Below are 21,879 nucleotides of genomic sequence, written 5' to 3'. Positions count from 1 at the left end.
ATGCGCGACAGAAACGGAACCCCGAGGATCGGCGTCAAGCTGCGCCATGCCAGACAGGTGCTTGGCCTCAGCCTGGAAGAGCTCGGCGCCCGCATCGGGCTGACAGAGGGTTATCTCTCGAAGATCGAAAACGACCGCGCGACGCCCTCGATGGCGGCTCTGCACCGGCTGGTGCAGGCGCTGGGCATCAACATGAACGCTATGTTCGGCACGCTGCAGCACAATGCCTCGGAAGTGTTCGTGTTGCGGCAAAACGAGCGTCCGCACATGGAGACGGGACATCGGCGCTCGGGCAACCATGTCGTGCTCGAGCAATTGGTGCCATCCGGTCCGGAATATCTGCTGCAGATCAATGTCCACGTGATCGAGGCCGGCGGCGGCAGCCTCGAGTTGATCAGCCACAAGGGACAGGAATTCGGCTACGTGCTCGAAGGTTCCGTCGAGTTGCTGGTCGAGACGAACGTGGTGGCGCTCGAGGCAGGCGACGCGTTTTATTTCAACTCCGAACTCGGCCACGGCTACCGCAATATCGGTTCGACCACGGTCCGTATCCTCTGGGTCAACACGCCGCCGACATTCTGACCGCCTCTATCGCGGAGTTGTGAAGGCGTTGTTCAATGAGCCAACGCCCACAGGACAACAGCCGCCGGGCCATCGGCCGTTCTGTTTCAATGCCCGAACGCGAGCGGCGGCGCCAACCGGTCGCGCCGCAGCCAGCGCGCCAGCAGCAGCGCGGCCACCACGGCCAGCCCCGTCGACAGGCCGATCCAGATGCCGACGCCATGCAGGCCGAAATGGAAGGCGAGCAGCACGCCGAGCGGCAGGCCGACGCCCCAATAGCCGATCGCGGCATAGATCATCGGCACCTTGGTGTCATGCAGGCCGCGCAGCATGCCGGCGGCCACCGCCTGGGCGCCGTCGAAGACCTGGAACAGCGCCGCGAAGACCAGGAACGACACGGCAAGTTCGATCACCCTGGCATTGGCCGGATTGCCCAGATCGATGAAGGCGCTGATCAGCGGATGCGGCCACAGGATCATCACCAGCCCCATCAGCGCCATGAACGAGACGCCGATGACAAAGGCGGTCCAGCCGGCGCGCGAGACGCCTTCCGGATTGCCGGCGCCGTGCGCAAGGCCGACGCGCACCGTCACCGCCTGGTTGAGGCCGAGCGGCACCATGAAGGAGATCGAGGCGATCTGGATGGCGATCGCGTGCGCGGCCAGGGAATCCGCGTCGATCAGGCCCATCAGCAGGGCCGCCGCATTGAAGATCGTCACCTCGAAGGCGAGGATGCCGGCAATCGGCAGGCCGAGCCGCAACAGGCCCTTGAAGCGCGGCCAGTCGGCGCGCCAGAAACGGCCGAACAGACGGTAGCGGCGGAACTTCTTCTCCAGCATCACCACGGCAGCCATGCCGATGAACATCAGCGCTGAGGACAGCGAGGTGGCAAGGCCCGACCCGGCAATGCCCATTGCCGGCACGCCGAGATTGCCGAACATGAACACCCAGTTGAAGAAGACGTTGCAGGCGACGGCGACGAAGACGATGACCAGCGCCCAGCCCGGCCGTTCCAGCGCCGAGATGAACGAGCGCAGCACGATATAGAAGTAGAAGGGCAGCACCGCCCATTCGAGCCAGCGCAGATAGATGCCGGCCTGATGGGCCAGAACCGGGTCCTGGCCCATGGCCAATAGAATGCCCTCGCCGTGCCAAAGCACGAGCCAGATCGGGATCGAGATCAGGATCGCCAGCCACAGGCCCTGGCGCACGGTGCGGCGCAGGTCGCGCACCGAATAGCGGCGGCGGCCGAGCTCGGTAGCGATCATCGGCGAGGTCGCCAGCATCAGGCCGAGGCCGAAGATCAGCGGCATGAAATAAAGGTTGGCGCCAAGCGCGCCGCTGGCCAGCGTATCCGGGCCCAGACGACCCATCATCATGACGTCGGTGGCCGTCATCGCGGTCTGGCCGAGATTGGTCAGCACCATCGGCCAGGCGAGCGCCAGCGTCGCCCTGATTTCCTGACGCCAAAGATTTTCCGGCGCGCGAGCGCCGGCTTCGATCGCAGACATTGTTCCGCTCTTTCCACCTACGGCACGTCGGCCAGAGCCGGAAGCCGCATGTCAAACGGCAAAACCTTCGGTTTCGCCGCGTTTGCGTCAGCTTCTGGACGAAACGCGACATGAAGGCAAGAGAGGAGGGACGGGAACGGATTGAGCCAGCGACCGGCCCGATGCTCTAGCGGATCGCGTCCAGCATCCGGCGCTGGCGGTGCATCTCGAGGAAAACCTTGTAGTCGCGCTCGAAACGCCCTGATGATTTCGGGTTCGACGGGCGCGTCCTGCCGCCTTGCTGCATGGCAAGACAGGCGGCGTTGAGGTCGGGAAACAGCCCGGCAGCGGTGGCGGCGATCATGCCGGTACCGAGCAGCACCGCCTCGTCGGCCAGCGGCTCGATCACCGTGCAGCCGGTGGCGTCGGCGTAGAGTTCCATCAGCAGCGGGTTCTTGGTGTGGCCGCCGGTGACGTGCAGCGTGTCGATCAGATAGCCGTTCTCGTTCAGTGCCTCCAGCACGTGGCGCACGCCGAGCGCGATGCCGACGGCGGTGCGCCAATAGAGCTTGCACAGGCTGTCGAAGGAGGAATCCAGCGTCAGCCCGCTGACGACGCCGACGGCATGCGGATCGGCGAGCGGTGAGCGGTTGCCATGAAAGTCGGGCAGCACATGCAGCCTTGCGGCGAGGCTGTCGCCCTCGATGGCGCGCAGCTCGGCGACACGCCTGGCGATCTTCGCATGCATGGCGGCATCCGGCTCGCCGCCGGCGCCGTGCCAGCGGATGATGTGGTCGAGCAGGGCGCCGGTCGCCGACTGGCCGCCTTCCGACAGCCACAGCCTGGGCAGCGCCGCGCCGTAATACGGCCCCCAGACGCCGGCGAAAGGCTGCGGATCCGGTGACATCGCCATGACGCAGCTCGACGTGCCGGCGATCAGCGCCAAATGCCGGCCGATGTCCTGTTCGTCGCCGGCAAAGCCGCCGAGCACGCCAAGCGCGCCGGCATAGGCATCGATGACGCCGGAGCCCACCCGGCATTTCTCGCTCAGCCCAAGCTCGGCCGCCGCTTGCGCCGTCAATCGACCGATATCGGCGCCGACGGGACTGGCCTTTTCCGGCAGGCTGCCGTGCTCGAAAAGATCGCCGAGGCCGACGAGCTCGAAGAAGTCGCGCCGCCAGCCTGTCTCCTCATGCGCCAGATAGGTCCATTTGGCGGTCAGCGTGCATTGCGAGCGGGCCAGCGAACCCGTCGCTTGCCAGGTCAGGAAATCGGTCAGGTCGAATAAATAGCCGGCTTCATTCCACGTGTCCGGCAAATTGCGCTTCAGCCACATCAGTTTCGGCGTCGCCATTTCCGGCGACATGACGCCGCCGATGTAATTCAGCACGGCGTGGCCGCTTGCCGTGCATTCGTCGGCCTCGGCGATGGCGCGGTGGTCGAGCCAGACGACGGTGTCCCAGCGCTTGTCGCCCGTGACCGAGACACTGAGCTGGCTGCCTTGCCGGTCGCGCACCACCAGCGAACAGGTGGCATCGAAGGAGATGCCGACAATGTCCTCAGGCTCGACACCGGCTTTTTCGCGGGCAGCGCGCACGGCGGTGCAGACGGCCGACCAGATATCGCGCGAATCATGCTCGGCGTGATCGGGCTTCGGCTGGTTCATGGCGATCGGCCGCTCGGCGCGGCCGAGCAAGGTGCCACTGGTGTCGAGAATGCCCGCGCGAGCGCTCCCGGTGCCGACATCGACCGCGCAAACGAACTGTTTCGTCAAGATGCTCTGTCTCTCGCTCCCAAGCCTGCAATCAGATCGGGCAATTGCAGCATGTCAGCGAATATAAAGTCCGGTTCACTCGACGCAAGCCGCGCTTTCAAGGCGGGATTGCCGGCATGCGATCCGCCGGTGAAGGCGAGCACGCGCATCCCTGCCGCCCGCGCAGCAGCGATGCCGGCCGGGCTGTCCTCGATGACGAGGCATTTGCGCGGATGGGCCCGCATGCTGGCGGCGGCATGCAGGAACAGATCCGGCGCCGGCTTTCCCTTGGCCACCATGGTGGCACTGAACAGATGCGGCTCCATCAGCCCAAGCAATCCGGTGACGTCGAGCGCGTAGCGGATGCGGTCGAGCGTGCCTGAGGACGCGACACAGTACGGCAGCCCAAGCTTGGGCAGCATCTTCCTGACGCCGGCGATCGGCTTCAGCTCCTCGCGGAATTTGCGCATCAATTCGACGCGCATCTCGGTCAGGTGCAGGTCGGTGATATCGAGCCCGAAGTCGCGGCCGAGGATCTCGCGCACGCTTTTCATGCTCTTGCCGAGGAAATGCTCGTAGGCGGCGTCCTCACTGACGCTGCCGCCGGCAAGTTTGACCATGCCAAGCAGCGCCGAGACGGAGAGCGCCTCGCTGTCGACCAGCACGCCATCACAGTCGAAGATGACCAGCTCAGGCGTCATGATGGAGAATGGCTCTCAGAGCTTGCCGGCGAGGTAGCGCGTCAGCGTCGCGCGCGCGCCATTCGCCCACAGCACGTTGAGCGCATGGGCAAAGGCCTCGACAAACGCCGTCGCGCGGCCGACATCGCCATAGATGTCCTCCATGGCGAGCCAGGCGGCGGGAGCATCCTTTGCCGCCTTTGCCGTCGCTTGCAGCCGGTCCCAGCTCGGATCGTTGGGCTCGATGACGGCACCGCTGTCGGTCGTACCGAAGCAATAGCGGCACCAGAGCGCTGATTCCAGCGCCAGGCCGACGACGCTTTTCCCGGCCTTCAGCCGGTCGGCGATGGTCGGGATGATGAATTTCGGCTGGCGGTTGGAGCCGTCGAGGCAGAGCCGGCGCACCGTGTCGCCGATCTTGGGATTGGAGAAGCGGCTCTCGATGAGCTGGTAATAGTCTTCCAGGACCGTGTCCGGCACCGGCGGCACGGTCGGGATGATTTCGTCCCGTTCGAGCTTGGCCAGAAACCCGCTCACCAGCGGCTCCTGCATCGCCTCATGGACGAAATGGATGTCCATCAGCCCGGCCGGATAAGCGATGGTGGCGTGGCCGCCATTGAGGATGCGGATCTTCATCAATTCGTAGGGCGCAACGTCTTTGACGAACTGCACGCCGACCTTTTCCAGTGGCGGCCGGCCGCCGGTGAAATGGTCCTCCAGCACCCACTGCCGGAACGGCTCGCAGAACACCGGCCAGTTGTCCTCAAGGCCAAAATCCTTGGCGAGAATGCCGCGTTCGCGATCGGTGGTCGCCGGCGTGATGCGATCGACCATGCCGTTCGGAAAGGCGACATGCTCGCTGGCCCAGTTCGCCAGATCCTCGTCGATCAAACGGGCCAGGCCGATGACCCCGTCCGAGGTGACATGGCCGTTGTGGGGGATGTTGTCGCACGACATCACCGTGAACGGCACGGTACCCTCGTCGCGGCGGCGCACCAGCCCGGCAAGGATGATGCCGAACACCGTCTTCGGCGTCGCGCCGGGCTGCGCATCGGCGACGATGTCGGGATGGGTCGGGTTGAACACGCCGGAGGCCGGGTCGATGAAATAGCCGCCTTCGGTGATGGTCAGCGAAACGATCTTGATGGCCGGGTCGGCCAGCTGTTCGATGATGCCGGCCGCATCGCCGGGCATCAGGAAGTCGATCATGGCGCCGGTGACGCGTGCGCTCATATGGCCGCTGTCCTGCTCGACCACGGTGGTCAGCCAATCCTGCTCTTCCAGTTTGCCGCGACCGATCTTTTCACCGTCGAACACGCCGGCGCCGATCAGCGCCCAGTCATGGCCGATGCCCGCATTGAACAAATCGTCGAGATAGACGGCCTGATGCGAGCGGTGAAAATTGCCAACGCCGAAATGCACGATGCCGGCCTTCAATGTTGCGCGGTCATACTTCGGACCGGCGACCTCAGTGGGCAGCTTGGAGAGGTTTGAGGACGAGAGTTTCACGGTCATCTGTTTTACCCTTTGGCCGGATTTCGGCCTTCGTTACGCTCCTCTCCCGGTCGGGGAGAGGATAAGGGGTGGCACTTGCTACGCGCCCGCTGATGTCGGCCTCTGCTCCTCGCGGAGGTACGAGGAGCAGAGGCCGTCCCCCGCCCTCAACTCATCCACTGGCCGCCGTCGACATTGTAGGTCTGGGCGACGACGTATTCGGCGTCGGCGCTGGCGAGAAAAACCGCCATGCCGGTAAGGTCCTGCGCCGTGCCCATGCGGCCATAGGGCACCGCCTCGCCGACCAGTTTCTTCTTCTCGCCCCTCGGCCGGTTTTCATATTTGGCGAACAGCGAATCGACGTGATCCCAGTGCTCGCCGTCGACCACGCCAGGGGCAATCGCGTTGACGTTGATGCGGTGCTTGATGAGGTCGAGCCCCGCCGACTGGGTCAGCGAGATGACGGCGGCCTTGGTGGCGCAGTAGACGCCGACCAGCGCCTCGCCGCGGCGTCCGGCCTGGCTCGCCATGTTGATGATCCTGCCGCCCCGGCCAGCGGCGATCATCGAGCGGGCGGCAGCCTGCAGCATGAACAGCGTGCCGGCGACATTGACGGAAAACAATTTGTCGTAGCTTGCCTTGGTGATCTCGACGATCGGCGCCAGGTCGAACAGGGCGGCGTTGTTGATCAGGATATCCAGGCCACCGGTCTTCGTCTCGACGGCTTTCACCGCCGCTTCGATCGAGGCGAGGTCGGTGACGTCGAGCTTGACCGCATAGGCCTTGCCGCCGATCTCGGCGGCTGTCTTCTGCGCCGCCTCGAGATTGATGTCGGCGATGGCGACGGTTGCGCCTTCGCCGGCATAGGCTTCGGCGAAGGCTCTGCCGATGCCGCGGGCCGAACCCGTGATCAGCGCGGATTTGCCGGCCAGTCTCATGCTCACATCGCCTTTCCGTCGGCGCCGAAGCGGTGCAGCTTGGCCTTGTCCGCTGTCAGATAGATGGTGTCGCCGTGACGGACGGCGAGTTCGCCGTCGGCGCGCACTGTCAGCGGACCGACGCCATCGGACTGGACGTGCAGGAAGGTGTCGGAGCCGAGATGTTCGGCGACGCCGACAGTGGCTTTCCATTCGCCCGCCGTGGTCGAGATCTCCAGATGCTCGGGACGGATGCCGATGGTCTTGGCGCCGTTTTTGGCAGCCGGCGCGCCTTCTATCAGGTTCATCTTCGGCGAGCCGATGAAGCCGGCGACGAACAGGTTCTTCGGCGTCTTGTAGAGCTCCATCGGCGAGCCGACCTGCTCGATGTTGCCGGCGTTCAGCACGACGATCTTGTCGGCCATGGTCATGGCTTCGACCTGATCGTGGGTGACGTAGATCATGGTGGTCTTGAGCTGATGGTGCAACTCGCTGATCTCCAGCCGCATGGTGCCGCGCAGTGCCGCATCGAGGTTGGACAGCGGTTCGTCGAACAGGAAGGCGGTCGGCTGACGCACGATGGCGCGGCCGATGGCGACGCGTTGGCGCTGGCCGCCGGAAAGCTGGCCGGGCCGGCGTTCGAGATAGTTGGTCAAGTTGAGCACGCGCGCCGCGTCTCCCACCTTCTTGTCGATGGTCGCCTTGTCCTCACCGGCCATCTTCAGCGGAAAGCCGATGTTCTTGGCCACCGTCATGTGCGGATAGAGCGCGTAGGACTGGAACACCATGGCCAGCTTGCGCTTGGCCGGTGCCTCGCCGGTGACGTCGCGGCCGTCGATGTTGATGGAGCCGCCGCTGGTGTCCTCGAGCCCGGCGATCAGGCGCAGCAGCGTTGACTTGCCGCAACCCGACGGGCCGACGAAGACGACGAACTCGCCATTCTCGATCACCAGGTCGAGACCGGGGATGATGGACGTCGCTCCGAAGGATTTGGAGACGTTCTTGAGCGTGATGTTTCCCATGATTTCCTCCCCGAGGGGTTATTTCTGCCGATTGCTTCGAACAATTCCGTTATTTCACCGCACCACCAATTATTTGACCGCACCAAATGTCAGGCCGCGCACCAACTGCTTCTGGCTGAACCAGCCCATGATCAGGATCGGCGCGATGGCCAGCGTCGAGGCGGCCGAAAGCTTGGCCCAGAACAGGCCTTGCGGGCTGGAGAACGAGCTGATGAAGGCGGTCAGCGGTGCGGCTTCCGTCGTCGTCAGCCGGATTGTCCAGAACGCCTCGTTCCAGGCCAGGATGATGTTGAGCAGCATCGTCGAGGCGATGCCCGGCACCGCCATCGGCGTCAGCACATAGACGATCTCGTTCCACAGCGAGGCGCCGTCCATGCGTGCCGCTTCCAGGATCTCTCCCGGTATTTCGCGGAAATAAGTGTAGAGCATCCACACCACGATCGGCAGGTTGATCAGCATCAGCATGATCATCAGGCCGATGCGGCTGTCGAGCAGTCCTGTGTCGCGGAAGATCAGGTAGATCGGGAACAGCACCGCGACCGCGGGCATCATCTTGGTGGACAGCATCCACATCAGGATGTCCTTGGTCCGCTTGGTCGGCGAGAAGGCCATCGACCATGCCGCCGGTATGGCGACCAGCAGGGCCAAGATGGTCGAGCCGACCGAGAGCAGCACCGAGTTGAAGAAGAACTTGAAGTAGCCGCTTTGCGCCTGAACCTCGGCATAGCTCTCGAACGTTCCCGACGGGATGATGCTGAAACCCTGGATGGCTTCCTGCTCCGACTTGAACGAGGTGATGATCGTGTAGAGGATCGGGAAGAAGATCAGCAGGGCGACAATCCAGGCGGCAACTGTCGCAATCGTCTTGTGCTGGGTGGTGACTGAGCGTGCCATCGTAGCCTCCCTTACTTGTCCAGGTTCTTGCCGACCGCGCGCATGGCGAAGAAGGCAACGATGTTGGCGAGAATGACGGCGATCACACCGCCGGCGGATGCCTGGCCGATTTTGAACTCCAGCAACGCCTTCTGGTAGACGAGGAAGGGCAGGTTGGTGGAGGCGTATCCCGGGCCGCCATTGGTGGTGACGAGGATCTCGGCATAGACGGAGAGGAGGAAGATCGTCTGGATCAGGATGACGACCGTGATGGCGCGCGACATGTGCGGCAGCGTCAGATAGATGAAACGGCTGATGAAGCCGGCGCCGTCCATCTCGGCAGCTTCCTTCTGCTCACCGTCGAGCGACTGCAACGCGGTCAAGAGAATGAGCGTCGCGAAAGGCAGCCATTGCCAGGCGACGATGATGATGATCGCCAGCATCGGATGCTGCCCGAACCAGTCGATCGGCTGGGCCCCGAAGAAGCGGGCTATATCGGCGAACACCCCGTATTGCGGGTGCATGATCATGTTCTTCCAGACCAGTGCGGCCACCGGCGGCATGACGAAGAACGGTGAGATGACGAGAATGCGCACGATGCCCTGGCCCCACATCGGCTGGTCGATCAGCAGCGCCAGAAGGATGCCGCCGATCACCGTGATCAGGAGCACGCTGACCACCAAGGTGAGCGTGTTGAGGATCGATTGCAGGAAGGCCGGGTTGGAATAGAACAGCGCGTAGTTCGAGAAGCCGACGAAGCCGTCGCGGATCGGATTGAGCGGGTTGTACTGCTGGAAGGAGAACCAGATGGTGATGACCAGCGGCACAATCATCCAGACGAACAGCAGCACCACGGATGGCGCCATCATGAAACGGGCAAGCGAACGGGTCTGCTGAGTAGCCATGACGGTCACCCTTCACTGGTCAGACGGAATTTTCAAAAGGCGTTAAAGGCGGCCGCCCGAACTGGGAATTCGGGCGGCCGTTGCCGGTCAGGAGGCGACCGGCATTCGGCGCCGGGAGGAGCCTTACTTGATGTATCCGCCTTCGGTCATTGCCGCGGTGGCAGCGTCCTGGGCCTGCTTCAGGGCATCGTCGACGCTCGACTGGCCGGCAAGAGCCGCCGAGAAGAGCTGGCCGACAGTGGTGCCAAGACCCTGGAACTCAGGGATGGCGACGAACTGCACGCCGACATAGGGCACCGGCTTGACGGTCGGATGCGTCGGATCGGCGGCGTTGATGGAGTCCAGCGTCATCTTGGCGAACGGAGCCGCCTTCTGGTATTCGGCATTGGCGTAGAGCGAGGAGCGCGTGCCCGGAGGAACGTTGGCCCAGCCTTCCTTCGAAGCGACGAGTTCCGCATAATGCTTGCTGGTCGCCCAGGAGACGAATTTCTGGGCGGCATCGGCCTTCTGCGTGCCGGCGGGGATCGCCAGCGACCATGCCCACAGCCAATTGCCGCGCTTGCCCAGGCCATTGTCGGGTGCCAGCGCATATCCAACCTTGTCAGCGACCTGCGATGCCTTGGGATCGGAGACGAAGGACGCAGCGACGGTGGCGTCGATCCACATGCCGCATTTGCCCTGCTGGAACAGCGCCAGGTTTTCGTTGAAGCCGTTGGAGGACGCACCCTCAGGGCCGTCGGCCTTCATCAGGTCGACATAGAACTGCAGCGTGTTCTTCCATTCCGGCTGATCGAACTGCGGCTTCCAGTTCTCGTCGAACCAGCGCGCCCCGAAGGAGTTCGACATGGCGGTCAGGAAAGCCATGTTCTCGCCCCAGCCGGCCTTGCCGCGCAGGCACACGCCGTTCACGCCATTGGCGCGATCGGTCATCTTGTCGGCGGCCTGCCTGATGAAGTCCCAGGTGGGCGCGTCGGGCATCTTCAGTCCGGCCTTCTCGATCAGGTCCTTGCGGTACATGACGAAGGAGCTTTCGCCGTAGAAGGGCGCGGCATAGAGCTTGCCGTCGACCGAAAGGCCGCCGGCGATGGCCGGGATGATATCCTTGGCGTCGTAGTCGTCGCCGAGCTTGTCGAGCGGCAGCAGCCAGCTCTGCTTGGCCCAGATCGGAACCTCATAGGTGCCGATGGTCATCACGTCGTACTGGCCGCCCTTGGTGGCGATGTCGGTGGTGACGCGCTCGCGCAGCACGTTTTCTTCGAGCGTAACCCAGTTGAGCTGGATGTCGGGGTTCGCCTTGGTGAAGTCCTCGGTCAGCTTTTGCATGCGGACCATATCGCCATTGTTGACGGTGGCGATGGTGATGGATTCGGCATGTGCGGCGAACGCAAGCGTGCTGGCCGACAACAAGCCCAGGGTGAGCGTGCGAAGTTTCATCAAATTCCTCCCTTGAACCAAGATGAGCATTTGCCTTGGCTTTGGGCAATTACTCACTTGGCGTGAATTATGTCAAGCCGGATTCGATGCTGCAGCGCAGCACCCGGGCAAACCGCAGGCCGGGACGAGCGGAAATTGCCAGGGCGAGGATCGTCCCGGCCGCAACAGTGAGGCAACAGCGGATAGATCTGCGAGAACCAGGTGCAGCCCGGAAGCTTGCCGGTCAGCAGGCGATCTCGGCCAGCAGCCAGTCGCGGAAGGCACGGATCTTCGGCACGTTGCGGCGCGCCTCGGGATAGACCAGCCAATAGGCATGGCCGTCGTCGCCAACCAGATCGAAAGGTTGGATCAGGCGCCCGTCCGCGAGTTCCGCCTTGAACAGCGCCCTGGTCAGGATCGCGACGCCATGACCGGCGATCGCCGCATTGGCCTCATAGGCCTGCGCGCCCATGCTGCTGCCGGGCCGCTTGGCAAGATCGTGCGAGTGCACGCCAGCAGCCGAGAACCATTCCGTCCACCAGATGTCGCCGGGATCGAGGATAGGCAGCCGCAAGAGGTCGGCCGGTTCCCTGACGCCGCCGATGGTCGCCGCGAGTTTCGGGCTCAGCATCGGCGTGAAGTCGGCATCGAGCAGCTTGTGCGCTTCCAGGCCCGGCCATTTGCCGCCGCCCGAGCGGATGGCGATATCGGTATCCTCGCGGGCAAAGTCGGTCAGGCGGCTCGACGTTTCGAGCCGCACCGCCAGCGACGGATGGGCGATCTGGAACGACCCCAGCCGGTGCGCGAGCCAGTTCGAGGCGAATGTCAGCACCGTCGTGACGCACAGCAAGCCGTCGGCCCCGCCACGCACCGCGGCATAGGCCTGGCCAAGGATGGCGAAGGCCTCGCTGACCGCAGGTGCCAGGCGCTGCCCGGCCTCGGTTAACACGATCTGCCGCGGCCGGCGTAGGAACAGCGGCGCGCCGACACGCTCCTCCAGCACCTTGATCTGATAGCTGACCGCCGCTTGCGTCATGGCGAGTTCGCCGGCGGCCTTGGTGAAGGAAAGATGCCGCGCCACCGCGTCGAACACCCGGATCGCCTGCAGCGGCGGGAGTGGCGAAACCTGTCGCGAGCCGAGGTCCGGCATAAGGCCTCCTTATGGATCATGATCGATGTTCGATTGGCAAAGACCGCCGGCAAGACCGACATTCCCAGTCAACCCGTCATTCGGGTCCAGGATAGCGAAGGTTGACGATCATGACCATGGCGCAGCAAAAATGCACTCCCGCACCGGATCACCGCTGGTTTTCGTGGCTGACGGATGGATTCGGCTGGTTCGCGACCAAAAAACGGGCACATCTCGATATCAGGGACCTGTCGCCGCATCTGCAGCGCGATCTCGGGTTTCTCGATGGCAACGACCCTTTCGGGCGGCACGGCTAGTGCGGTTGGCCTTATCGCAAACCGGTTGTGGGTCCGGTCAGATGCCAGCCAGCAGGGCGGCGGCGGTCCGTTCATCGGTGATGAGGCCGTTGATCAGCCGCCGGTTCGCGGCCGCTAGGATGCCTGGCAGCTTTCGTTCGCCCATGGCCAGTGCGATGACCAGCGATTTCTCGCGTGACGGTAGCGAAGCCGACGACACCCGGTCGTTGGTGATGCCCTCGATCATGCGGCCCTCCCTATCGAACACCCAGCCGACGATCTCCGCGATGCCGCCGGCCTTCTGCAGCGCCTTCAATTCGCTCTCCGAAATGAAGCCGTCTTCGTAGAGCGGCGCCTTGGGGCCGAGATCGCCGATGCCGATGAAGGTGACGTCGGCTTCCGCCGCCAGCGCCAGCGTCGGCTGGATCATCGGCTGGTTGAGCAGCATCTCGCGCTCCTCCGGCGACGAGGCGATGACCGGCAGCGGCATCGGGAAGGAGCGCGCCTTGACCCTGTCGGCCATGGTGAAGATGACGTTGTAGAAGGCGGCCGAGCCGTCCGGCGAGATGTTGCCGGTCAACGACACCACCTTGTGCTGCGGGCATTCCATTGGCGGCAGCTGCTCGATCGCCGCCTTTAGCGTGCGACCGGTGCCGATCGCCATGACGATCGGGGTCGGCGACCGCAGCCGCCGCTCGATCTCGGCGGCAGCCGCCTCGGCGATGCCGATCGTGGTCGAGGACGAATTGGGGTCGCTCGGCACCACCTCGACCAGATCGAGCGCAAAGCGCGATCTCAGCCGTGCCGCCAGATCGAGACAGTTGGCGATCGGATGGTCGACGCGAACCTTGATCAAGCCCTCCGACACCGCCAGCGATACCAGCCGCTGCGCCGTCTGCCGCGAAATGCCGAGCGTCGAAGCGATCTGGTCCTGTGTGTTGCCGGCAACATAATAAAGCCAGCCGGCGCGCGCCGCATCGTCCAGCCTGTTGCTGCCACCATCCTGCCGGCTATTCAAAGTCCTGCCTCCCGAGACCGCCGGTTGTGAGAGCGGCCCATGCCCCACTTTCGCAGGGAACGGCCAACTGCGCAATTGTCAATCTCGGGAGCAATTGCTTGCTGTTCATCGACGTAAGCACGGCCCAGTTTTTCTTCTCCCACGAAGTCTCTGTCGCCAAAGAGACTTGGCCGCGGTCTCGGCAGGCGGCAGGTTCTTGCGCTCCGAAGGTTTATCTCCCGGCTCAAACCCTTTAAGGGATGGCAAAAAGGAGCCTCACATGATGCCGAAAGCGGTTTTCTGGGACATGGACGGCACGCTTGTCGACAGCGAACCGCTGCATGAAGCAGCCCTGATGGCGGCGATGCGCAATGTCGGCCTTGTCCCGCCGGACGATCTGCATGAGCGCGTGCTCGGCGTTGCCGCCTGGCCGGTCTACGAGATGATGCGCGACGAGTTCGGCCTGGACCTGCCTTTCGACGACTGGATCGTGCGCAAATACGAACACTACCTGCCGCTGGTGGAGAGCCTGAAGCCGCGCCCCGGCGCGATCGAGATCTTCAACGAGCTGCGTGCAAGAGGCATCCAGCAGGCCGTGGTCTCGAATTCGGACCGGATGATCGTCGACGCCAATCTGAGCATGGTCGGCCTGATCTACCCCGGCATGAAGACGATCAGCCGCAACGATGTGCGCGAAGGCAAGCCGCATGCCGAGCCGTTCCTGCGCGCCGCGTATCTGGCCGGCGTCGACCCCGCGCACGCCGTGGCGATCGACGACAGCTGGCCGGGCGCCATGGCAGGGCTGGCGGCGGGCATGAAGACGATCTTCTGGCCGGAAACGCCGATGGGCGGACCGCCCGGCGCCGTCGTCATCAACAGCGCCGAGGAATTGCGGGCTGAACTGGGCCTGTAAGGCAATCAGTTCCGGTAGGCCGGTTCCTGCTCGTCGAGGATCGCCTTCAATTCGCTGAGATGGCGTTCGGCCTGGCCGGGATAGTCGTCCATCTCGCTCGCGGCCTTTTCGGCGATCGCATCTGACAGCGTGCGCAGCGGGCGGCCGGTCCAAAGCGCCTTGATGTAGGTCTCGGCGGCGCGTTCGAAATAGAACATGCGGTTGAAGGCATCGGCGACCGTATCGCCGATGACCAGCACGCCGTGATTGCCCATCACCATCACCTTGACCTTGGGATCGACGAGAAGCTGCGAGCAGCGCTCGCCCTCCTCCTCGAAGGCCAGCCCGCCATAATGCGCGTCCACGACATGGCGATTGAAGAACATCGCCGAATTCTGGTCGATCGGCGGCAATGTCGAGTCAGCGAGCGATGCCAGCACCGTGGCGTGGATCGAGTGCACATGCATGACACAGCGCGCGTGACGCACATTGCGATGGATGGCGCCATGCAGCCCCCACGCCGTCGGGTCGGGCGCATTGGGGCCGGAGAGCGTTTCTGGATCGTTGGCATCGATCATCAGAAGGTCGCTCGCCTTGATGCGCGAGAAATGCACCTGGTTGGGGTTCATCAGGAATTGTGTGCCGCCATCATTGACGGCCAGCGAGAAATGATTGGCCACAGCCTCGTGCATGTTGAGCCGCGCCGTCCAGCGGAAGGCGCAGGCGAGATCGACGCGCTCCTCATAGTAGGGCAGGTTGGTCAGCGTTTCCTTTTGCAGACGGGCAAGGCTCATCGAAAAATCCTCCGGTTTCGGCAAGAATGCCGTGGCCAGTCGATCCCCGCAACCGGTTTTGGTTGGTGCAGGGATAGCTGTCTCACGCCGCCGTGCTGGCAGCGGCAGCGCCGGCTCGCAGGCCGCCATGCTCGATGATGAAATCGATCACCTCCTGCAGCCCCTTGCCGCGCGACAGGTCGGTGAAGCCGAACGGCCGCTTGCCGCGCATGCGGCCGGCGTCGCTCTCCATGACATCGAGGTTGACGTTCACGTAAGGAGCAAGGTCGCTCTTGTTGATCACCAGGAAATCGGAGCGGGTGATTGCCGGCCCGCCCTTGCGCGGGATCTCCTCGCCCTGGCAAACCGAGATGACATAGAGCGTCAGGTCGGCGAGATCGGGCGAGAAGGTGGCGGCGAGGTTGTCGCCGCCGGATTCGATGAAGACGATGTCGAGATCCGGGAATTTCCTGTTCATCTGCGCGATCGCCTGCAGATTGATCGACGCGTCCTCGCGGATGGCGGTGTGCGGGCAGCCGCCGGTCTCGACACCCATGATGCGGTCCTCGGGCAGCGCCTGCAGCCGCGCCAGCATCATGGCGTCTTCCTTGGTGTAGATGTCGTTGGTGACGACGGCGATGGAAAACTCGTCGCGCAGCGCCTTGCACAGTTTTTCGGTCAGCGTCGTCTTGCCCGAACCGACCGGGCCGCCAATGCCGACGCGCAGCGGACCATTTGTCTGTGTCATGTCGGAAACTCCGTGATGGCGAGGATGGCAAAGCCGAGCCCGATCAACAGGCACAGCGGCGAATAATAGCGGACATCGAGCCGCGCGAAAGGCTGTTCCGGCGTCAGCCGCCGCCACCACGGCGTGAAGCCGGCTATGCCGCGTCCCAGGAACACCAGACCGATGAGCAGCGAGGTGGCGGCGAGCCCCTCCTGGGGGAAGGGCGAGGCAAAGACGCCTATGAGCGCAAGCGGCCACAGCGTCGCCAGGCACAGGCACGCGGCGACGGCGAAACTGGCGAACGGCGTCGGCATCTCATCGACGCCGCGAAAGCCGACGACGGCGTGAGCGCAGGAGGCCGCATCCTGGCCCGGCCAGATGCCGCCAAGGCCCCAATAGGCGTGCAGCGCGGTAATCAGGAGTAGAACGGTCGAAAGCGAGAAGGCGAGAAGGATCATGAACGGAACAATCGCGAATACTGGGTTTCGTGCTTCATCGCCATGACATCGGAAACGAAGGCGCAGCCACCGAGATCGTCGAGTGTCGAGCGCGCGGCGCGGGTCGCGGTCGCCAGGGCCAGTGGCTCGAAGCCGGCCAACAGAGCTGTGGCTTTGCTCTGGCCGACGATGCCAAGCCGGATCGCTGCCTGCACGAGGTTGGAGAAGAAGGTTTGCAGGAAGGCCGACAGCGCGTCCTGAAGCCCGATGCCGTTGCCGCCGGCAATGGCGCCGACGGCGACGCAATAGGCGCATTCAGCCGGCAAGCGCTCCAGCACTGGATTTGGCCAGGCCGCCGCCGCTTTGAGGAAGGCCGCACCCTGCAGCATGGTTTCGGTGTGGCGTTCGCGCGAGCCGGCCAGCGCCTCCGCGAGTGCCGCTACTTCATCGAGATCGCCTGCGTTGCGCGCGCGGCGCCAACTCTCGGCGAACAGCACGGCATCGTTCCAGCCGGAGCCCATCTCGACCAGCGTTTCCAGCCAGCAGGCGAGGCTGTCGGCATCGGCAATCAGCCCGTCATGCACCGCGCGCTCGAGACCATGGCTGTAGGAAAAGCCGCCGACCGGAAAGGCAGGCGACAGCCACGCCATCAGCCGCAGCAGGGCGATGTTCGAAGGCTGGTCAGTCATGATCGTGGCGATGGCCGGCATGACTGTGCGAATGGGAATGCGCTTCGCCATGAGAATGGCTGTGCGCTTCCGCGTGGCTGTGCGCATGCGCATGGCCGTGATCATGGCTTTGCCCATCATGGCCGGAATAGGCACCGCGCACCGGTTTGAACGGTTCGGACACGTCGGTCACGGTGGCGCCCAGCCCCTCCAGCATCGCCTTGATGACATGGTCGCGCAGGATGAGGATGCGCCCGGCCTCGATGCTCGCCGCGAGATGGCGATTGCCGATGTGCCAGGCGAGCTCGGCCAGATGCACGCCGTCGCGGGCGCGGATGTCGTAGACCTCTTCCGGCGCCGCGATGATCTCGATATGGCCGCCATCCTCCAGCACCAGACGGTCGCCATCGTTCAAGGCGACGGGCTCGGGCAGGTCGACCAGCACCTTGCTGCCGTCGGCAAGCTCGATGGCGCGGCGGCGCAGATGGCGTTCGTCATGGGCGAGAATGGCCCGGCCGGACGGTAGGGTGGTTCCGGCATTGCCGGCGGACAGCACGGAGACGGCGCGCGGGAATTTGGTGAAGTCGGTGTTGAGGTTGAGCTTCATTTCATGGATCCTCCATTTGCTTGTGCCCGCACACGCGCAGGCCGCGCCAGCACGCGGTCGAAATAGGCGTTGACGCGTTCGGACTCGATCTCAAACCGGCCGGCACGCGCCCAGCCGCCCATGTCGCCGAGCAGCACGTCGACGGCGGAAAACCGAGCGCCCAGCGCAAACGGTTTGTCGCCCAGCCGCCGCTCCAGCGCCTTCAGCTCCGAGGCAAAATCGTAAGCCGCCGCAGGACCGACATCGACGCGTACGTCCTTCGGCAGCAGGAAGCGATGGCGCAATTTGTTCCACAGCGGCGCTTCAAGCTCGCTCTGCGCAAAATGCATCCAGGAATCCATTTCGGCGCGACCGGCTAGGCCTGGGTTGGCGCTCATGCCCATGTCCGCGTGCTTGTCGGCGAGATAGACGCAAATCGCCGCCGAATCCGTCACCGTCAGTTCGCCATCGATGAGGATCGGCACCTTGCCCGATGGGTTGAGCGCATAGGCTTCCGGTGAGCGCAGCCTGACCTCGACGAATTCATAAGGCTGCCCGAGCTCCTCGAGCATCCAGAGAACGCGGCTGACCCGGGATCCGCGCGATCCAACGGCCTTGTACATGTCGAACCCTGCCTTTCCCCAACAAGCTAGACCATCGCGTTCGTTCAGACGATGGTGTCGAAGAGCCGCAGGATGAACGATATCTGATAGATGAGCGCCGCCGTCACGAAGGCGATATGGAAGCGGCGGTCGCGCACCAGGATCGCAATGATGCAAAGCGCGACGAAGACCGGCGTGCGGAACAGGTACTCGCTGCCGAAGCGGGCGAAATGCTCCGGCCCCTTCAGCAGCGTGTCGACCACGTCGAGCATATAGGTCGCCGCCAGCAGGCCGAAGAACCACGCCCGGCGCGAATAGAAGAAATCCTCGTAGCTGGTGTAGTCCAGCATCGAATCGGGAAACAAAAGCGCGCACAGCAGGAACAGCGTGATCGCGTAGAAGATGATGAACAGATACTTGCCGAAGGTCCAGGTTTCGATGGCGTAGAGGCCGAACTCCCACCACCAGAAATGCACCAGCATCAGGAGCACCGAGACGACCCAGGCCAGATGCACGGGATAGAGCTTGTATTGGCCGGGATGCTGGACGATCCGCGCCACCCCCGACAGCAGGCGGGCGACGCCAAGCCCGATCACCATGCCCATGACGATGCGGATATGCGGGAAGATGTCGTGGGCGGAAGCGATTTCGGTGGCCATGCTCGATCACAATGCAACTGGTGGTCGGCCGCATATTGCTGCCTCCCACCAAGGGCTGCAACGGATAAGGCTCGCCCGGTCGAATCGCCGCTTCAAAACAGAAAATACCTCTGCGCCATCGGCAGCACCGTCGCCGGTTCGCAGGTGAGCAATTCACCGTCGGCACGGACCTCGTAGGTTTCCGGGTCGACTTCGACATGCGGCGTGGCGTCGTTGAGCACCATCGAATGCTTGCCGATGCCGCCGCGGGTGTTTTCAACGGCGACGAACTGCTTGTCGACGCCAAGCCTGCCGTGCAGGCCTGATTCGAGCGCGGCTTTCGAAACAAAGGTCACCGACGAGTTGGTCCTTGCCTTGCCATAGGCGCCGAACATGGGCCGGTAGTGCATCGGCTGCGGCGTCGGGATCGAGGCGTTGGGGTCGCCCATCGGGGCGGCGGCGATCATGCCGCCGATCAGCACCATGTCCGGCTTGACGCCGAAGAAGGCCGGGTTCCACAGCACCAGGTCGGCGCGTTTGCCCGCCGCGATCGAGCCGATGTCTTTCGACAGTCCATGCGCGATGGCCGGGTTGATCGTGTATTTGGCGATGTAGCGGCGGACGCGGAAATTGTCGTTGTTGCCGGTCTCCTGCGGCAGCGAGCCGCGCTGGCGCTTCATCTTGTCGGCGGTCTGCCAGGTACGGATCGCCACTTCGCCGACGCGGCCCATGGCTTGGCTGTCCGATGAGATGATCGAGAAGGCACCGATGTCGTGCAAAATGTCTTCCGCCGCGATGGTTTCCTTGCGGATGCGGCTTTCGGCAAAGGCGATGTCTTCGGGGATCGACGGCGACAAATGATGGCAGACCATCAGCATGTCGAGATGCTCGGCCAGCGTGTTGACCGTGTAGGGCCGCGTCGGGTTGGTCGAGGACGGGATGACGTTGGGCAGGCCGCAGACCTTGATGATGTCGGGCGCGTGGCCGCCGCCGGCGCCCTCGGTGTGGAAGGCGTGGATGGTGCGGCCCTTGATAGCCGCGACGGTGTTCTCGACAAAGCCGGATTCGTTCAGCGTGTCGGTGTGGATCATCACCTGCACGTCATAGTCGTCGGCGACCGACAGGCAGCAGTCTATCGCCGCCGGCGTCGTGCCCCAGTCCTCGTGCAGCTTCAGCGAGCAGGCGCCGCCCAGCACCATTTCCTCGAGGGCTGCGGGCAGCGAGGCATTGCCCTTGCCCGACAGGCCGATGTTCATCGGGAAGGCATCGAAGGACTGGATCATGCGGGCCATGTGCCATGGCCCCGGCGTACAGGTGGTGGCCAGCGTGCCGTGCGCCGGACCGGTGCCGCCGCCGAGCATAGTGGTGATGCCTGACATCAGCGCCTCTTCGATCTGCTGCGGGCAGATGAAGTGGATATGCGCATCGAAGCCGCCCGCGGTCAGGATCTTGCCCTCGCCGGCGATGATCTCGGTGCCGGGACCAATGATGATGGTGACGCCATCCTGCGTGTCCGGATTGCCGGCCTTGCCGATGGCCGTGATGCGCCCGTCCCTGAGGCCGACGTCGGCCTTGAAGATGCCTGCGCTAGCATCGATCACCAGCGCGTTGGTGATGACGGTATCGACGGCGCCTTGCGCCCTGGAAACCTGGCTCTGGCCCATGCCGTCGCGGATCACCTTGCCGCCGCCGAATTTCACCTCTTCGCCATGGATGGTGAGATCCTTCTCGACCTCGATGAACAGTTCGGTGTCGGCAAGGCGCACTCTGTCGCCGACCGTCGGGCCATACATCTGCGCATAGGCGGCGCGGGTAATTCTGGCCATCAGCGATTGCTCCTGAAATGCGGTTTGCCGAAATGCGGTGGGATTGAAGCGCGGCTGCACATTGCTGCCATCCTATGGTCACGCAATGACCCGCTGGGCGACACCTTCTGATCCCATTTGGCGGTTGAGGTTAGGGGGTCACCCCAGACCGACCGTTTGCCAATCGATGGAAAGGAAAATCCATGCGCAAAACAATAATTCTTGCCGCTGCTGCCAGCCTGATGCTGGCGGGCGCCGCGGGTGCCCAGCAGCAACCCGCGCCACAGCCCGCTCCGGCGCCGGCAACGCCTGCTCCAGCCACGCCCCAGGCTCAGCCTGCGGTGCCGACGATCCAGAGCGTCAACATCGTCGACATCACCGAGCTGCCGAAGGACACCCAGACGCAGGTCAACCAGGTGATCGCCCAGCGTGGCGATGACGGCCTGAAGAAACTGCGCAGCTCGATCGACGCCACGCCCAAGGTGAAGTCGGCGCTGGAAGCCAAGGGGCTCAGTTCGGCGCAAGTCGTCGCCGCCAGCATGGAACCCAATGGCGCACTGACCCTGATCACCAAGAAGGCGAGCTGACGAGACGGCACGGCGGGCCGGCATCCGGCCTGCCGGCCGCATCGGGAAAGGAACCTTCGCCGGGCGGGATTCGTTTTGTTCTTTTCGCGCTAACCCGCGCCCCGAAACGACTTCTCTCAGGAGCGAGCGATGGCGATCACTTCTTTCTTGACCAGAATGCAGGCAGTCGCCGCCACGGCGTTCTTGGCGGCGGCAGGGTCTGTTGCCGGATTGAAAGCGCAAGGGCTGGAAAGCACGGAGACCGTCAACCGCATCGTCGGCTCGCACGTCAAGCAGGAAGAGGCCAAGGCCACCGCCGAAGCCCGCAGCGTCAACACGGCGATCGACCGCACGCGTGAAAACATCGGTACGGTGCGCAAGACGTCCAAGCTCGACAAGGTCGACATCGTGTTCCTCACCGACGCCGCGCGCAGCGAAGGCGGCCCGCCGCCGGAGATCGAAAGCAAGGTCAAGCAGCATCAAGACGACATCACGGAGCTGCGCAAGGAGATCGAGGCCAACGCGCTGCTGTTCAACGCCATCGAATCGCGGCGCGTGCAGGCGCAGGATGTCCTCGCCGTCGAATTCGACAATCCCGGAAAGATCGTCATCTACGCCGCGGCCAAGCCATCGAACTGAGCTGAGCGCGCCGGGA

24 protein-coding genes are annotated in these 21,879 nt (G+C 63.8%); 5 read left to right on the top strand and 19 right to left on the bottom strand.

Annotated elements, in window-relative coordinates; genetic code table 11:
• The gene (locus tag NKI21_RS03060; RefSeq protein ID WP_023810712.1) at positions 1 to 582 is read left to right on the top strand and encodes a cupin domain-containing protein; all 582 of its coding nucleotides are present in this window, start codon (positions 1 to 3) and stop codon (positions 580 to 582) included.
• 86 nt (positions 583 to 668) lie between these two features.
• On the opposite strand, the gene NKI21_RS03055 is transcribed toward NKI21_RS03060, so the two are convergent.
• From NKI21_RS03055 to gcvA, 10 genes are all read right to left on the bottom strand, one after another.
• Entirely contained in the window at positions 669 to 2,072 is a 1,404-nt protein-coding gene (locus tag NKI21_RS03055; protein ID WP_023810711.1) for an MATE family efflux transporter, read from the bottom strand.
• A gap of 166 nt (positions 2,073 to 2,238) precedes the next feature.
• Positions 2,239 to 3,825, bottom strand: coding sequence for an FGGY-family carbohydrate kinase (locus tag NKI21_RS03050; RefSeq protein ID WP_023810709.1), 1,587 nt, complete (start codon positions 3,823 to 3,825; stop codon positions 2,239 to 2,241).
• The gene (locus NKI21_RS03045; protein ID WP_023810708.1) at positions 3,822 to 4,505 is read right to left on the bottom strand and encodes an HAD family hydrolase; all 684 of its coding nucleotides are present in this window, start codon (positions 4,503 to 4,505) and stop codon (positions 3,822 to 3,824) included. The genes NKI21_RS03050 and NKI21_RS03045 overlap by 4 nt, the downstream gene beginning before the upstream one ends.
• Positions 4,506 to 4,520: 15 nt before the next feature.
• A complete protein-coding gene (locus tag NKI21_RS03040) occupies positions 4,521 to 5,999 on the bottom strand; it encodes a mannitol dehydrogenase family protein (RefSeq protein ID WP_023810707.1) in 1,479 nt (492 codons plus the stop codon).
• A 146-nt stretch (positions 6,000 to 6,145) separates the two neighbouring features.
• Positions 6,146 to 6,916, bottom strand: coding sequence for an L-iditol 2-dehydrogenase (locus NKI21_RS03035; RefSeq protein WP_128304237.1), 771 nt, complete (start codon positions 6,914 to 6,916; stop codon positions 6,146 to 6,148).
• A gap of 2 nt (positions 6,917 to 6,918) precedes the next feature.
• Positions 6,919 to 7,917 carry an ABC transporter ATP-binding protein gene (locus NKI21_RS03030; protein ID WP_023810706.1) on the bottom strand — a complete coding sequence of 333 codons (999 nt, stop codon included), beginning with the start codon at positions 7,915 to 7,917 and terminating at the stop codon, positions 6,919 to 6,921.
• Positions 7,918 to 7,986: 69 nt separating this feature from the next.
• Entirely contained in the window at positions 7,987 to 8,811 is an 825-nt protein-coding gene (locus NKI21_RS03025) for a carbohydrate ABC transporter permease (protein WP_023810705.1), read from the bottom strand.
• An 11-nt stretch (positions 8,812 to 8,822) separates the two neighbouring features.
• On the bottom strand, positions 8,823 to 9,695 hold the full coding sequence (locus NKI21_RS03020; RefSeq protein ID WP_013528414.1) for a carbohydrate ABC transporter permease: 873 nt from the start codon (positions 9,693 to 9,695) through the stop codon (positions 8,823 to 8,825).
• A gap of 123 nt (positions 9,696 to 9,818) precedes the next feature.
• A complete protein-coding gene (locus tag NKI21_RS03015; RefSeq protein WP_127297546.1) occupies positions 9,819 to 11,129 on the bottom strand; it encodes an ABC transporter substrate-binding protein in 1,311 nt (436 codons plus the stop codon).
• Positions 11,130 to 11,352: 223 nt separating this feature from the next.
• A complete protein-coding gene (gene gcvA, locus NKI21_RS03010) occupies positions 11,353 to 12,258 on the bottom strand; it encodes a transcriptional regulator GcvA (RefSeq protein WP_023810703.1) in 906 nt (301 codons plus the stop codon).
• A 110-nt stretch (positions 12,259 to 12,368) separates the two neighbouring features.
• Between gcvA and NKI21_RS03005 the strand changes: the two genes are divergently transcribed.
• On the top strand, positions 12,369 to 12,554 hold the full coding sequence (locus NKI21_RS03005) for a hypothetical protein (RefSeq protein WP_023810702.1): 186 nt from the start codon (positions 12,369 to 12,371) through the stop codon (positions 12,552 to 12,554).
• A 37-nt stretch (positions 12,555 to 12,591) separates the two neighbouring features.
• On the opposite strand, the gene NKI21_RS03000 is transcribed toward NKI21_RS03005, so the two are convergent.
• The gene (locus NKI21_RS03000; RefSeq protein WP_023810701.1) at positions 12,592 to 13,551 is read right to left on the bottom strand and encodes a sugar-binding transcriptional regulator; all 960 of its coding nucleotides are present in this window, start codon (positions 13,549 to 13,551) and stop codon (positions 12,592 to 12,594) included.
• Positions 13,552 to 13,810: 259 nt separating this feature from the next.
• On the opposite strand from NKI21_RS03000, the gene NKI21_RS02995 reads away from it, so the two are divergent.
• Complete coding sequence (locus tag NKI21_RS02995) at positions 13,811 to 14,443, top strand: HAD family hydrolase (protein ID WP_352440557.1); 633 nt, start codon at positions 13,811 to 13,813, stop codon at positions 14,441 to 14,443.
• Positions 14,444 to 14,448: 5 nt separating this feature from the next.
• Here the strand turns inward: NKI21_RS02995 and NKI21_RS02990 are convergent, their stop codons facing one another.
• The 8 genes from NKI21_RS02990 to ureC form a co-directional block, all read right to left on the bottom strand.
• On the bottom strand, positions 14,449 to 15,216 hold the full coding sequence (locus NKI21_RS02990) for a class II aldolase and adducin N-terminal domain-containing protein (protein WP_292338211.1): 768 nt from the start codon (positions 15,214 to 15,216) through the stop codon (positions 14,449 to 14,451).
• Between the two features lie 82 nt (positions 15,217 to 15,298).
• Positions 15,299 to 15,943, bottom strand: a complete 645-nt coding sequence (gene ureG / locus NKI21_RS02985) for an urease accessory protein UreG (protein WP_013528407.1) — start codon at positions 15,941 to 15,943, stop codon at positions 15,299 to 15,301.
• The gene (locus tag NKI21_RS02980) at positions 15,940 to 16,380 is read right to left on the bottom strand and encodes a DUF3995 domain-containing protein (protein ID WP_128304225.1); all 441 of its coding nucleotides are present in this window, start codon (positions 16,378 to 16,380) and stop codon (positions 15,940 to 15,942) included. The genes ureG and NKI21_RS02980 overlap by 4 nt, the downstream gene beginning before the upstream one ends.
• Complete coding sequence (locus NKI21_RS02975) at positions 16,377 to 17,048, bottom strand: urease accessory protein UreF (protein ID WP_023810697.1); 672 nt, start codon at positions 17,046 to 17,048, stop codon at positions 16,377 to 16,379. The genes NKI21_RS02980 and NKI21_RS02975 overlap by 4 nt, the downstream gene beginning before the upstream one ends.
• On the bottom strand, positions 17,041 to 17,634 hold the full coding sequence (ureE, locus tag NKI21_RS02970; protein WP_023810696.1) for an urease accessory protein UreE: 594 nt from the start codon (positions 17,632 to 17,634) through the stop codon (positions 17,041 to 17,043). Before ureE ends, NKI21_RS02975 begins: the two co-directional genes overlap by 8 nt.
• A complete protein-coding gene (locus tag NKI21_RS02965; protein ID WP_023810695.1) occupies positions 17,631 to 18,236 on the bottom strand; it encodes a glutathione S-transferase family protein in 606 nt (201 codons plus the stop codon). The genes ureE and NKI21_RS02965 overlap by 4 nt, the downstream gene beginning before the upstream one ends.
• A 44-nt stretch (positions 18,237 to 18,280) precedes the next feature.
• Positions 18,281 to 18,874 (bottom strand): hypothetical protein, encoded by a 594-nt coding sequence (locus NKI21_RS02960; RefSeq protein WP_023810694.1) that lies wholly within the window; start codon positions 18,872 to 18,874, stop codon positions 18,281 to 18,283.
• Positions 18,875 to 18,966: 92 nt separating this feature from the next.
• Positions 18,967 to 20,679 carry an urease subunit alpha gene (gene ureC, locus NKI21_RS02955; RefSeq protein WP_502896737.1) on the bottom strand — a complete coding sequence of 571 codons (1,713 nt, stop codon included), beginning with the start codon at positions 20,677 to 20,679 and terminating at the stop codon, positions 18,967 to 18,969.
• Positions 20,680 to 20,861: 182 nt separating this feature from the next.
• Here ureC and NKI21_RS02950 point away from each other — a divergent pair, with 182 nt between their 5' ends.
• Positions 20,862 to 21,245, top strand: a complete 384-nt coding sequence (locus tag NKI21_RS02950) for a hypothetical protein (RefSeq protein WP_352440556.1) — start codon at positions 20,862 to 20,864, stop codon at positions 21,243 to 21,245.
• Between the two features lie 129 nt (positions 21,246 to 21,374).
• On the top strand, positions 21,375 to 21,863 hold the full coding sequence (locus tag NKI21_RS02945) for a hypothetical protein (RefSeq protein WP_352440555.1): 489 nt from the start codon (positions 21,375 to 21,377) through the stop codon (positions 21,861 to 21,863).
• Positions 21,864 to 21,879 lie beyond the last annotated feature (16 nt).

It is taken from the genome of Mesorhizobium sp. M0715, from assembly GCF_040320355.1.
Taxonomy (GTDB): Bacteria; Pseudomonadota; Alphaproteobacteria; order Rhizobiales; family Rhizobiaceae; genus Mesorhizobium.
The sequence above is the reverse complement of the archived record's forward strand: the minus strand, read 5'-3'. Positions and strand labels throughout refer to the sequence as shown.